This is a genomic window from Halobellus clavatus (assembly GCF_900107195.1).
Lineage (GTDB): Archaea > Halobacteriota > Halobacteria > Halobacteriales > Haloferacaceae > Haloquadratum > Haloquadratum clavatum.
This window is the reverse complement of the sequence record NZ_FNPB01000013.1, coordinates 22,014-34,470: the sequence shown is the minus strand read 5'-3', so window position 1 is coordinate 34,470 and position 12,457 is coordinate 22,014. Positions and strand designations below refer to the sequence as shown.

The following is a 12,457-nucleotide window of genomic DNA, read 5'->3' as shown; positions in this document are numbered from 1 at the left end:
TCAGGCCGGGTTCTTCCGCGCCAGTTCCGTGCCGCAGACCGGGCAGCGATCGCGGTTCTCCTCGAACTCTCGACCGCAACCCTGACATTGGAAGGTCCACTCGCGGGTCTCTGAGATGCCCTCGCGAGCGATGATCTTCACGGCGACGTCGACGTGATCCGCGACGTTCTGCATCGCGTAGTCGTCGGTGACGAGCGTGGCGTCGAGTTCGAAAGCCGCCGCGAGGAGTCGAACGTCGGTCTCAGAGAGCTCATCGGCGTCGCCGGTCTCTCTGGCCGCCCGCTGGATCTTCTCGACGGTCCCGGCGGCCGGAATGTGCACGTGCATTCCGGACCCTTCGTCGGCGTCGTAGCGGTACGACGCCTCTCCCTCCAGTTCCTCGCGAACCATCGGGATGGACGCAATCTCGTCAGTGGTGTGGTACTCGTGGATGAACGCGGAAGAATCGAGAACCTGCATCTGAATCTCCGTTCGCGGAAATTACTGTTGGACCACGACGCAGTCATCGACGCTCTTCACGCGAGAGACCGGGATCGCGAACTTCTGTTGGCCCTCGTCGGTCGTCGTCTCGAACCGATGCTGTTCCGGTCGGACGTTCTCGAACGGCGAGACGTAGAGGTCGCCGATCGTGCCCGTCTTGACGTCCATCTGGATGTTGTGCAGCTCGCCGATGTACGTCCCGTTCGACGTCATCACTTCCTTCCCGGAGAGGTTCTCCGCGAGTTCGTTCGGCATACCCCACGCTACTGCGCACGTCTACATAAACGCCACGGGCCGTCTGACGCGACGGTTGGCACGGTTCTCAGGCCCGCGACCGCCGACGCGCCTGCTTCTGTCCCCGGATGACGATGGACTTAACTACAGTCCAGCAGTCACCTATAGGTAAGGAACTTCTCCGGGGTGATTCTCTATGTCTGACACCGACTCCGACGCCGTCGACGGGGCCGAACCGGGCGGACTGCGGACGCCGATCGTCGCCGTCCTCGGCCACGTCGATCACGGCAAGACGACGCTACTGGACACGATTCGCGGCTCGGCGGTGAGCGAGGGTGAGGCCGGCGCCATCACGCAGCACATCGGCGCGACGGCCGTGCCCTTAGACACCGTCTCGGAGATGGCGGGCGACCTCGTCGACCCGACTGACTTCGACCTCCCGGGGCTGCTGTTCATCGACACGCCCGGACACCACTCGTTCACGACGCTGCGCTCCCGCGGAGGGGCCCTCGCGGACATCGCGGTCGTCGTCGTCGACGTCAACGACGGATTTCAGCCGCAGACGATCGAGGCGCTCGAGATCCTCCAGCGCACCGGCACCCCGTTCGTCGTCGCCGCCAACAAGATCGACACGACGCCCGGGTGGAACCCCAACGACGGACTGCCGATCCAGACGACCTACGAGAAGCAGTCCGACAGCGCGACGAGCCGCCTGGACGAGAACCTCTATGAGATCATCGGCGACCTCTCCGACGAGGGCTTCTCGGCCGATCTGTACTGGCGCGTCCAGAACTTCACGAAGAACGTGGGCGTCGTCCCCCTCTCGGCGATCACGAGCGAGGGCATCCCCGACCTGCTCGCCGTCCTGATGGGCCTCTCACAGCGGTACATGAAAGAGCAGATGGCTGTCGACGTCACCGGCCCTGGCGCGGGGACGGTGCTCGAAGTGAAAGACGAACGCGGCTTCGGGGCGACCGTCGACGTCGTGCTCTACGACGGGAGCATCCGCGCTGACGACGAGATCGTCGTCGGCGGACTCGATGGCCCGATCATCACCGAGGTCCGCGCCCTGCTGCAGCCCCGTCCCAACGCCGAGATCCGAGTCGAGAAGCGTTTCGACAAGGTCGACGAGGTCCGCGCCGCGGCGGGCATCAAAGTCGCCGCGCCCGAACTCGACGACGCGATGGCGGGCGCGCCGATCCGCGTCGTGAGAGATCAGAACCGCGAGGCCGTCATCGACGAAGTCGAGGCCGAACTCGCCGAGATCCAGGTCTCGACCGAAGAGGAGGGCGTCGTCGTCAAGGCCGATACGCTCGGGAGCCTCGAAGCGATGGCCAACGCCCTCCGGGAGTCGGAGATCCCGATCCTCCGCGCGGAGGTCGGCGACGTCGCCCCCCGAGACGTCGCGGTCGCCTCCACCGCGAACGAAGAGACGCACCGGGTGATCCTCGGCTTCAACGTCGACGTCCTCCAGAACGCCGAATCCGAACTGGAGGAGAGCGAGGTCCGACTGTTCGACGACGACGTCATCTACCAGTTGGTCGAGGAGTACGAGGGGTACGTCGAGGAGATCGAACGCGCACAGCAGGAGACAGTGCTGGACAAGATCGTCCGACCGTGTCGCTTCCGCATCCTCGAAGACCACGTCTTCCGGCAGTCGGATCCGGCGGTTGTCGGCGTCGAAGTCCTGTCCGGGACGCTGAAGAACAATCAGCGCGCCGTGAAGTGGGAGGGCAACGAGCCGACCCGCGTCGGACAGCTCTCGGGGATCCAAGAGCAGGGCGAAGACGTCTCCGAAGCCCGTTCGGGGTCGCGCGTCTCGGTCGCTATCGACGGCCCCACGGTGGGCCGCCAGATCGAGGAGGGCGACGAGTTGTGGATCGAACTGCCGGAGAAGCACGCGAAGATCCTCGAACAGGAACTGTCCGACGACATTCCGGCCGACGAACTGGAGGCGCTGACCAGCTACCTCGACAAACACCGGAGTCGGGATCCCTTCTGGGGCAAATAGCTCCGTCAGGAGTCGCGTTCGCGGGTCTCAGCGCGCCGTCGGCGTCAGTCCGTCACCGACGGTGTTCATCACCTGCAACGCCGCCGAGGCCGCGAGGCCGCGGGCCACCTCGTCGCGGTCCTCGTCGGTGAGGCCGGATTCGAGGTCCTCCTCGTCGGGAGTGAAGCCGGCGCTCACCGGGCGTCCGGCGGGCGGGCGGACAGCCACTGTCGCCTGGGGCCCGTTCGCGCCGTAGGAGAGTTCGGACCCGACCGCGTAGCCTTCGGGAAGGTACGCCTCCGTCCGGGAGACGATGCCGGCGACCGCACTCCGAAGTTGGCGTACTTCCGTCGCCGAGAGTTCGACGTCTTCGGGGCGGCCCGCGTCCACGACACCTGGAGCGCCCGCGTAAGGGTTGTTACCGTTCATACGATGAATAGAATTCAATAGGGGCACAGGCGGTATAAAGCCGTCGGCACCCTCAAAACGTTCGTCTTCCGCCTCGCGCGCCGCGTCAGAAGATCGACGCACTCTCGCCGTAGACGGCGAGGACGACCGCCGTGGCGTAGCCGTCGCCGTCGGCGTCGGCAGTCGTGACCGTGATCTGTTCGTCGACGAACTCCCAGTCCCGCAGACTCCGGCCGGCCTCGAGGCCGACGGCGACGCTCCGACGGACGGCCGTCGGGTCCTCGCCCGAGGCCTCATAGAACAGCCCCGGTCCGGGTCCGGTCGTCCAGCCGAGCGCCGCCGAGACGGTCCCGACGCCACCGGTCGTCGCGCGGGCCTCCACGACGGTGAGACGCTCGCCCGCCGGCCCCAGATCGGGCGCGGTTCCGACCGCTTCGACGGTCGCGTCGCTGGGGATTACCGACGAGACGGTCACGAGGTTGTAGTTGTGAACGTTCGCGTCCGCGAGCGCGGCGTCGTAGGAGGCCATCTTCGTGGCCGCCTCACCCACGCCGTGGACGACCCGAATCGTGTTCATACGAATACACACCGGCGCGGCGAATAAGCGGTTACGGATCGGGGACGGCAGACGGCTTCCGACGGCCTCAGTACTGGTAGGTCGTCGGCCCGGGAATCGTCGTCTGTTCGTCGGCGTCTTCGACCTTCGCGTAGGCGGCGTCGAAGTCGGCTCGGCGGATCTCGGTGCGCTCGTCGCGGATGGCGAACATCCCCGCCTCGGTCGCGAGCGCGGCGATGTCGGCTCCGGAGTAGTCGTCGAGCGACGTCGCGATGTCCGCGAAGTCGACGTCGTCGTCGACGTTCATATTGCGCGTGTGGATCTTGAGGATGTGCTCGCGACCCTCGACGTTGGGCTTGGGGACCTCGATGAGCCGGTCGAAGCGACCGGGACGGAGGATCGCCTCGTCGAGCATATCGAAGCGGTTCGTCGCGGCGATGATGCGCACTTCGCCGCGGTCCTCGAAGCCGTCCATCTCCGAGAGGAGTTGCATCATCGTCCGCTGGACTTCGGCGTCCCCGGAGGTCTTCGAGTCCGTCCGTTTGGAGGCGACGGCGTCGATCTCGTCGATGAAGATGACCGCGGGCTCGCGCTCGGCGGCCAGATCGAAGAGGTCCCGGACCAGCCTGGAGCCCTCGCCGATGAACTTGCGAACGAGCTCGGAGCCGGCCATCTTGATGAAGGTCGCATCCGTCTCGTTGGCGACGGCTTTCGCGAGCATCGTCTTCCCGGTCCCCGGCGGGCCGTAGAGCAGCACGCCGGACGGCGGTTCGACGCCGACTGTCTCGAACATCTCGGGGTTTGTGAGCGGGTCCTCGACGGCCTCGCGGACCTCTCGGACCTGCTCGTCGATCCCGCCGATGTCGTCGTAGACGATCTCGGGTGAGGCGTCGATCTCCATCGCCTGCGCACGCGAGTCGGTCTCGTCGTCGAGCAGTTGCTGGATGGCGAAGGAGTCGTTGATCGCGACGCGATCGCCCGCTTCGAGGTCGCTTTCGAGGTGTGGCGACGCCTCCGTGAGCACCTCCTGGTTGTTGCCGTGTTGCTTGATAACGACGCCGTCGTCGGTGAGTTCTTCGACCGTTGCGAGATACAGTGACGAGGTCTTCAGCGTCTCGTTACGGCGCTTCAGCTGTTCGACCTCCTCGCGTAGTTCCTCCCGGCGGTCGGTGGCCTCCGAGAGCCGCTGGTCGAGCTCGTCGTTGACCGAGACGAGCCGTTCGTAATGCTGACGGATGGCCGCCAGGCGCTCGGCCTCGGACATCTCTGGGTCTAGATCCAGACGCGGCCGGTCTGGGAGAGACGGACTCCGGGACATCAGTCGACCGCACTTAGAGGTGGGCGTAAATGTGCTTTTGGGTACGCCCGGTTCCTGTCGGTTTCGGCTACTCCTCGAGTCGCTCGCGCTGGTACGTGCCGTCGTAGACGCCGTCGTGCTCGGCCTCAGCGAGGACGAGCTGTGCCACGCGGGCGCCCGCTTCGAGCCGAACCGGATGGTGAACCTGCAGCAGTCCCTCGCCCTTCCCTTCGTAGCCGGCGTCCCAGACCGCCGTGTTCAGCATACAGGAGTTGCGCATCAGCGTCGACCGCGGGTAGAGGAACCCGACGTGGTCGGCGGGGATCGAGATCGTCTCCGCGTACTGCAGTATGTACCCACCGGGATCGAGCGCGTAGACGTCGGCGTCCGAGTCATCGGCCCGGACGGTGTCGACGGGTTCGCGTGCACCGACGCGCTTCCCGTCGACGCCCACGACGCCCGGTTCGGTCTGTTTGAGGACGCCACCGAGCGTGAGGTCGACACCGTTCGGTTGCACTTGCTCGTCGTCGACGGGGTTGATCTGCTCGGCGACGAACGCACCTGCACGGAACATATCGGAGGACCCGCGGCGGACGACAAATGGGTGTCGCTCTCCGAATTAAGCGGTCGCCGCGTCACTGGTTGTCCGTATCGAATTAGGTCAAACTATGTGTATAAGGGACATATCTCTGACCTCAAACACGCGGGATTTATAATCGTAGACGGTCGATTCTCGGCTGTTATGGGACAGACGCTCACGGAAAAAATTCTCGACGACCACCTCGTCGAAGGCGATCTCGAACCCGGAGAGGAGATCGGGATCGAGATCGATCAGGTTCTCGCCCAAGACACGACTGGAACGATGGTATGGCTCCAGTTCGAGGCGCTCGAACTGGACGAAGTCCAGACCGAACTGGCAGCGCAGTACTGCGATCATCAGACGTACCAGTTCGACTTCAAGAACACCGACGACCACCGCTTCCTGCGATCCGCGGCCGGGACGTACGGCGCGTACTTCTCCCGTCCGGGCAACGGCATCTGCCACAACGTCCACAAGGAGAACTTCGCCGCCCCCGGCAAGACGCTGCTGGGCTCTGACTCGCACACCCCGACGCCGGGTGGCCTCGGCCAGCTCGCGATCGGCGCTGGTGGCCTCGACATCTCCGTCGCGATGGGCGGCGGGCCGTACTACGTCGAGATGCCCGAAGTCGTCAACGTGCGACTGGAAGGCGAACTGCCGGAGTGGTCGAGCGCGAAGGACGTCATCCTCGAGATGCTCCGCCGGCTCTCGGTGAAGGGCGGCGTCGGCAAGGTCTTCGAGTACACCGGCCCCGGCGTCGAGACGCTCTCCGTACCGGAGCGAACGACGATCACCAATATGGGGACGGAACTCGGTGCGACGTCCTCGATCTTCCCGACCGACGAGAAGACGAAAGACTACCTCGATCGGCAGGGTCGCGCCGACGAGTACGTCGAGCTCGCACCCGACGAGGACGCCGAGTACGCCGACGAGATCGTCGTCGATCTCTCGGAGATCGAGCCGCTCGTCGCGAAACCGTCGATGCCGGACAACGTCGTGCCCGTCCGCGAGGTCGCCGGCGAGTCCGTCGAGCAGGTGATGGTCGGGTCCTGTACCAACGGCGGCTACGAGGACATCCTTCCGGCCGCGAAGATGCTCGAGGGTCGCGAGGTCGATATGAAGACCGAGATGATCGTCGCGCCCGGCTCGAAGCAGGCGTCGGAGATCCTCGCTCGCGAAGGCTGGACCGCGGAGATGATGGCGGCCGGCGTCAACTTCTCGGAGGCGACCTGCGGTGCCTGTATCGGCATCGGTCACGTCCCCTCCTCGGATTCGGTTTCCGTCCGGACGTTCAACCGCAACTTCGAGGGCCGCTCGGGCATCGAGGACGACTCCGTCTTCCTCGCCTCGCCGGAGGTCGCCGCCGCCGCGGCGATCAAGGGCGAACTGGTCGACCCCCGCGACCTCGCTGAAGAACTCGGCGACCTCGAGGCGCCCGGCTTCGAGCTCCCCGAGCAGTACGACGGCTCGAAGACCGACATCATCGAGCCCGACGAGGCCGTCGACGAAGAACTCGTCAAGGGGCCGAACATCGGCTCCGCGCCGATCGGCGAGCCGCTCGAGGCCGACATCGAGGGTGAAGTCCTCCTGAAGATGGCGGACAACATCACGACCGACCACATCATCCCCGCGACGTCGGACATCCTCAAGTACCGCTCGAACATCGAGAAGCTCTCGGAGTTCACGCTCTCGCGCGTCGACGACACGTTCGCACAGCGGTCGCTCGACGCTGACGGCGGCGTCCTCGTCGCCGGTGAGAACTACGGCCAGGGCTCCTCGCGTGAGCACGCCGCGATGTGTCCGCAGTTCCTGGGCATCGAGGCCGTCCTCGCGGAGTCGTTCGCCCGCATCCACAAGGCGAATCTGTTCAACTTCGGGATCCTCCCGCTCGCGATCGACGAGGAGACCTACGAGCAGATCGAGCAGGGCGACGACGTCGAGATCGTCACGGACGTCGCCGAGGCTGTCGCCTCCGGCGAGACCGAGTTCACCGTCCGCGTGAACGACGACTGGGAGGCCACCGCCGAACTCGACGCCTCCGAGCGCGAGCGCCGCATCCTCGAGGCCGGCGGCAAACTCCGCCTCACCAAGGAACAGAACCGGAGCGACAGCGGCGGCGCGGCTCCCGCCGACGACTGAGCGCGGTCGCCTCCGACCCCTCGCCGTTCGGCTTTTTTGCTGATCGCAGAGCGCTGGTGACGTCTCGTGAGCCAGCGGCTTTTTGACCGTCAGCGTCGAAGCAGCCTTTGTGAGCGACTCGGACCCCGAGGAGGCCCAATCGGCGGCGGACGGCGATGCGCCGAGCGGCGGCCCGGCCGACGTGTGGATTCGGCCCGTCGAGCGCGCGGACCTCCTCGACGTTCTCAGCATCGAGCGCGCCTCCTTCTCGGAGCCGTGGCCGTACGCGGCCTTCGAATCGGTGCTCGACGCACCGGCGTTCCTCGTCGCGATCCGGCCCACAGACCGGGAGGGTGGCGACATCGTCGGCTACGTCGTCGGCGACGTGATGCCAAACCACGGCCGCGACATCGGCCACATCAAAGACCTCGCGGTGCGACCCGACGCCCGCGGTGAGGGCCTCGGCCGGCGACTGCTCCGCGAAGCCCTCTTCTCGCTGTCGCTGGCTGGTGCGGTCGTCGTAAAACTGGAGGCCCGAGAGAGCAACGAGCGCGCGCTGTCGCTGTACCGTGACGAGGGGTTCGAGCCAACGCGGCGGATGCCGAACTACTACGACGACGGCGAGGACGCGCTGCTCCTGGTCGTCAATCTGGATAGCTGACCGATCCCAGATGCCAGACTGGTGAGGAGAGAACCACACGCCCTTGTACGGTGAGGCCCTATCGTCGCCGACAATGGGCTTCGCCTGTCCGGTGTGTGAGACCCCGCAACAGGACGCAACGCACCTCGCGAACCACCTGGCGTTCACCGCGATGGTGCACGGCGACGAACACGAGGGTTGGTTGGACGACCACGTCCCCGAGTGGGAGACGTTGGGAGAGGCAGAACTCGCCCCCGAGGTGGCGGCGCTGGCTCCGGACGCGGACTACGAGCAAGTCTTCGAGGACACCGCAAACGCGCACGCGGGCCACGATCATCAGCACCGGCACACCGGCTCCGGCGGGCCGCCCGGCGGCGTGGATCCAGAGACCGCTGCGGCCGCCGGAAACGGGTCGCTCGACGAGGAAACCCAGCAGATCATCGCCGAGGCGCGCGAGATGACCGCTGAGATGTTCGCGGACGCGGCCGACGCCGAGGGTGAGGACGGACCTACGGACGAAGCCGAGGGTGATGGCGGACCTACGGACGACGCCGAGGATGAGAACGACCCTGGGGACGACGCCGCTGACGGCGGGGCTGCGAACGATCGGTGAGGGGCCCCGACGTCTCGGACGGCGACGGCCCAGAGACCACCGATTCTCTGTATCAGGAACGGTGGTGTGATCGAGCGTCTCGCAGAGGTTGACGAGACGCCCGACCGATGGCGAACAACCGACACGACTGTCTCCGGTCCGGTGCCCACGCCGTCGTGCCGGACGACCGCGTTCCGGCGCGGGAGGATTCTCACCGCACACGCCGGATGGCCGCGGGTTCGTATATAAACGCTCGCCCGCGAGAGCCCGAAAACGTTTGTGCGCGAGTCGCCGACGGACGCGTATGGAAACGGAGGGTACGCTATCGCCGGAAACGTTCGAGGAGGCCCGAGAGGTCTTCGAGGCTGTCGGTCCGACCGCCCAGCAGGTGGTCCGCGAGGCGGCGAAAGCGATGGCGTTCGACCGCGAGGAGTACCGCGAGCGAGTGACCAGTGACGTGATCGAACGGGCGCGGAACGTCATATTCGCCGAGCGACTGCTGGTCACGATCGGCTCCCGCACGGAGTTCGAGACGTGGCGGGAGTCCCACCCGGCGTACGACGTCGAACGCCAGGGCAGCGACGACGTCGAGCGGATCGTCTGGCACCCTGCCCCCTTCGCCGAGACGGTCGTCGCGGCGACGTTTCAGAACGAGCCCGACGCCGCAGTCGGAACGGTCCGACGGCAGGCCTTCGGGCAGCTCTACCAACCTCGGTTCGAGGACGGATCGGAACCGGGCGATGACTCCGGGGCTCACAGCGCGGGGGCGGGCGACGAATGACCGACGACGGCCGGAGACACGAACCGCTCCCGGATCCCGAGTGGCCCGTCCGCGAATCGGCAACCGAGTACGAGACCGGCTGGTACACCGGCGGCTACGACCTCGTCGAACAGCCCAACGGGACCACCAAGCAGTACTACTGGGCGGAACTCGCGACCGCGGTCGTCGTCGTCGCCGTCGAGGACGATTCGGTCGTGTTCGTCGAGCAGTACCGACCGACGATCCGCCAGACGCAACTGGAACTGCCGGCCGGCATCGTCGAGGCCGGCGAGTCGTTCACGACTGCCGCCGAGCGCGAACTCCGCGAGGAGACCGGCTTCGCCGCCGACAGCCTCGCGCTCCTGCAGAGCGTCTGGTGCTCGACGGGCGTCCTGCGCCACCTGCGCGGCTACGTGCTCGCGACTGACCTCACGCCCGTCGAGCGCGACCTCGACGAGAACGAGTTCCTCTCCGTCCGATCGGTTCCCGTGGGCGATGCGATCGAGACGGTTCGCGGCGACGGCACGCCGAACGACGCGACCCTCGAAGCGCTGCTCTTAGCCCGTGAAGACGGGGTGTTGTGAGTCACCGAGCGTCGAGGCGAAACCCCGCAGAACGTCACCGTTAACCCCGCCCACGGCGTGGCTCCTGCTATGTTTGAAGAGCGCCCGGACCGAGAGGAAGTCGTCCTCGCCGGCCGGTCGAACGTCGGGAAGTCGACGCTGATGCGGGAGCTGACCGGCCACTCGAAGTTTACCACGGGCCAGAAGCCCGGCGTGACCCGATCGCCGAACCACTTCGATTGGAACGCGGAGGGATTTATGTTCACGGACCTCCCGGGCTTCGGGTTTATGTCCGGTGTCGAGGAGGGACGCCGCGAGCAGATCAAGACCGACGTCGTGCGGTACATCGAAGGCAACGCCGAGGACATCCTCGCAGCCGTACTCGTCGTCGACGGCAAGAGCGTGATCGACATCATCGATCGGCACTCCGGCCCCGACGAGATCCCCCACGACGTCGAACTGTTTCACTTCCTGTGGGAACTCGACGTGCCGACGGTCGTCGCCGTCAACAAGATGGACAAAGTCGACAACCGCGACGAACGCCTCGACGACCTCTGTGACCGCCTCGGCCTCCATCCGCCGTGGAAACAGTGGCAGAACACGATTGCGCCGATCAGCGCGAAGCGCGGTGACATCGAGTCGCTCAACGAAGCGCTTCAGACGCACTTCCACGAGCAGAAGCGCGACGACTTGCTGAAGTTCGTCACCTGAGTGGCGGCCGACGCTGCTCCCGAGACGAGCAGAAGGTGGCTCGGCGAGAAGGTGTCATCACACGGGGCTGAGTGGGGGTAACCCTCGTCATCGCCACCGTTTCCTCGTCGACGCGCCCGGGGCAAGAATCCCTCGCTTGCGGGTCCGACGTCGACCCGTCGCTGGCCGCTCCCGCCGCGGTCACTCGACGGCCCACTGTGCGTCCGCCGCGTACCGCTCGGCGATCTGGCTGACCTCCTCGCGGTGAAGGAACCCGCCCTCGGTCGCAATCCCGTCGACGAGTTCCCCCGGGACGAACTCGAACGTCGGCGCGTGCACCTCGACGTCGGCGTCGCCGTCGTAGACGCTCTCCGGCCGTGACTGTTCAGTTGTGGCGGACCGCCCGGTCTCGGAGTCGCTGTCTGCGGCCACAACCTTGTCGCGCGCACTCACGACGAACACCGGGACTCCTTGCGCTTGCGCCGCGAGTCCGAGGACCCTGGTCCCGGTCTTGTTGACGACGGTCCCGTCGGGCAGCACGGCGTCGGCCCCGACGAGTGCGGCGTCGACGTCGCGGGCTGCAAGCGCGCTCGGGAGCGCCGCCTCCGTCGTCACCGTCACGTCCGAATTCGTTGCGTCGGCGGCCCACTCAGCCACCTCGATGCCCTCGCGCTCGGGGCGGGACTCGGCGACGACGACCGCTTCGGGATCGCACGTTTCGAGTGCCTCTCGCACGGTTCCCGATCGCGAGAGGGTCGCGACACGGGTCGCGCCGTCGGCGCGCAACCGGTCCGCGGCTGTCTGTGCCGCATCGCTGTCTGCGTCCAACGCCGCGTCGCGCGCACTGATCGCTCGCTTCACCACCGAATCGGGCGATCGCGACGCCGCGCTCATCACCCGGTTCACGCGGTTGCGCACCGCAGCCATCCCCGACCGAGCGTCGCGGAGGTCGCGTGCGACCGCGGCGATCGTCGCCCACTCGTCGGCGTCGGCGGCCGCATCGCGGAGCGCTTCGAGTGCCCGGGCCGCGATCCAGGCCGACCCGTGGGTGCGATCGCTCCGGACGGTTTCGACCGTCGGCCCGACGCGCCGCCAGGTGTCCCAGAGGCGCGGCACCGTCCGTCGCGAGCGGATCGCCGTCGGATCGACCCACTCGACGGCCGCGAGTTCCTCGTTCGTCCGCACCTCGCGGGTGTCGCTCTCGAAGAGAAACGGATGCACCGTGAACGAGCCCTCCTCGTCGTCCACCGTGAGCGAGTCACCCGCCCGAACGAGCTCGAGGTCCTCGCGAGTGAGCCCCGTCTCCTCGCGGAGTTCGCGCCACGCGTCGCGTTCGGCAGCCGCCGGACCACCCTCGACGTAGCCCGAGACGCCGGCCCAGTGCCCCCGGTAGGTCCCGACGGCGTCGCTCCGCCGAGTCAGGAGGATCTGTCCACGCTCCCGGACGAAACACGTGACCACGTGTGCCATCGCCGGTCCCTTCACGCCGGGCGGAAACGACTCTTGGGGTCCGGCCGTCGGCCGCCGTCGCGACGCTTTTCACGGACCG

The 12,457-nt window shown here is 66.7% G+C and carries 14 protein-coding genes; 7 read left to right on the top strand and 7 right to left on the bottom strand.

Annotation, left to right across the window (positions count from 1 at the left end):
• Together BLU74_RS15365 and BLU74_RS15360 are read right to left on the bottom strand one after the other, a co-directional pair.
• Nucleotides 1-459, bottom strand: coding sequence for an NOB1 family endonuclease (locus BLU74_RS15365; protein ID WP_089768931.1), 459 nt, complete (start codon nucleotides 457-459; stop codon nucleotides 1-3).
• Between the two features lie 21 nt (nucleotides 460-480).
• Nucleotides 481-735, bottom strand: coding sequence for a PRC-barrel domain-containing protein (locus BLU74_RS15360; RefSeq protein WP_089768929.1), 255 nt, complete (start codon nucleotides 733-735; stop codon nucleotides 481-483).
• A gap of 175 nt (nucleotides 736-910) precedes the next feature.
• On the opposite strand from BLU74_RS15360, the gene infB reads away from it, so the two are divergent.
• Nucleotides 911-2,725 carry a translation initiation factor IF-2 gene (gene infB, locus BLU74_RS15355; protein ID WP_089768927.1) on the top strand — a complete coding sequence of 605 codons (1,815 nt, stop codon included), beginning with the start codon at nucleotides 911-913 and terminating at the stop codon, nucleotides 2,723-2,725.
• A 27-nt stretch (nucleotides 2,726-2,752) separates the two neighbouring features.
• On the opposite strand, the gene BLU74_RS15350 is transcribed toward infB, so the two are convergent.
• The 4 genes from BLU74_RS15350 to BLU74_RS15335 form a co-directional block, all read right to left on the bottom strand.
• Nucleotides 2,753-3,133: a DUF5811 family protein gene (locus BLU74_RS15350; protein WP_089768925.1), complete on the bottom strand. Its 381-nt coding sequence runs from the start codon at nucleotides 3,131-3,133 to the stop codon at nucleotides 2,753-2,755.
• A gap of 85 nt (nucleotides 3,134-3,218) precedes the next feature.
• Complete coding sequence (locus BLU74_RS15345; protein WP_089768923.1) at nucleotides 3,219-3,689, bottom strand: pyruvoyl-dependent arginine decarboxylase; 471 nt, start codon at nucleotides 3,687-3,689, stop codon at nucleotides 3,219-3,221.
• Between the two features lie 67 nt (nucleotides 3,690-3,756).
• Complete coding sequence (gene pan2, locus BLU74_RS15340) at nucleotides 3,757-4,986, bottom strand: proteasome-activating nucleotidase Pan2 (protein WP_089768921.1); 1,230 nt, start codon at nucleotides 4,984-4,986, stop codon at nucleotides 3,757-3,759.
• A gap of 67 nt (nucleotides 4,987-5,053) precedes the next feature.
• Nucleotides 5,054-5,539, bottom strand: coding sequence for a deoxyuridine 5'-triphosphate nucleotidohydrolase (locus BLU74_RS15335; RefSeq protein ID WP_089768919.1), 486 nt, complete (start codon nucleotides 5,537-5,539; stop codon nucleotides 5,054-5,056).
• 168 nt (nucleotides 5,540-5,707) lie between these two features.
• Here BLU74_RS15335 and BLU74_RS15330 point away from each other — a divergent pair, with 168 nt between their 5' ends.
• The 6 genes from BLU74_RS15330 to engB all read left to right on the top strand — a co-directional run bounded on the left by BLU74_RS15330 (nucleotide 5,708) and on the right by engB (nucleotide 10,929).
• The gene (locus BLU74_RS15330; RefSeq protein ID WP_089768917.1) at nucleotides 5,708-7,684 is read left to right on the top strand and encodes an aconitate hydratase; all 1,977 of its coding nucleotides are present in this window, start codon (nucleotides 5,708-5,710) and stop codon (nucleotides 7,682-7,684) included.
• A gap of 181 nt (nucleotides 7,685-7,865) precedes the next feature.
• Nucleotides 7,866-8,324, top strand: coding sequence for a ribosomal protein S18-alanine N-acetyltransferase (gene rimI / locus BLU74_RS15325; protein WP_089769024.1), 459 nt, complete (start codon nucleotides 7,866-7,868; stop codon nucleotides 8,322-8,324).
• Between the two features lie 73 nt (nucleotides 8,325-8,397).
• Nucleotides 8,398-8,916 carry a DUF5810 domain-containing protein gene (locus BLU74_RS15320; RefSeq protein ID WP_089768915.1) on the top strand — a complete coding sequence of 173 codons (519 nt, stop codon included), beginning with the start codon at nucleotides 8,398-8,400 and terminating at the stop codon, nucleotides 8,914-8,916.
• 283 nt (nucleotides 8,917-9,199) lie between these two features.
• Nucleotides 9,200-9,676 (top strand): DUF5809 family protein, encoded by a 477-nt coding sequence (locus BLU74_RS15315; protein ID WP_089768913.1) that lies wholly within the window; start codon nucleotides 9,200-9,202, stop codon nucleotides 9,674-9,676.
• On the top strand, nucleotides 9,673-10,239 hold the full coding sequence (locus BLU74_RS15310; RefSeq protein ID WP_089768911.1) for an NUDIX hydrolase: 567 nt from the start codon (nucleotides 9,673-9,675) through the stop codon (nucleotides 10,237-10,239). The genes BLU74_RS15315 and BLU74_RS15310 overlap by 4 nt, the downstream gene beginning before the upstream one ends.
• A 69-nt stretch (nucleotides 10,240-10,308) precedes the next feature.
• Entirely contained in the window at nucleotides 10,309-10,929 is a 621-nt protein-coding gene (gene engB / locus BLU74_RS15305) for a GTP-binding protein EngB (RefSeq protein WP_089768909.1), read from the top strand.
• A gap of 180 nt (nucleotides 10,930-11,109) precedes the next feature.
• Here engB and BLU74_RS15300 read toward each other — a convergent pair whose 3' ends face one another.
• Complete coding sequence (locus BLU74_RS15300) at nucleotides 11,110-12,378, bottom strand: eIF2B alpha/beta/delta subunit family protein (RefSeq protein ID WP_089768907.1); 1,269 nt, start codon at nucleotides 12,376-12,378, stop codon at nucleotides 11,110-11,112.
• Nucleotides 12,379-12,457: the final 79 nt, after the last annotated feature.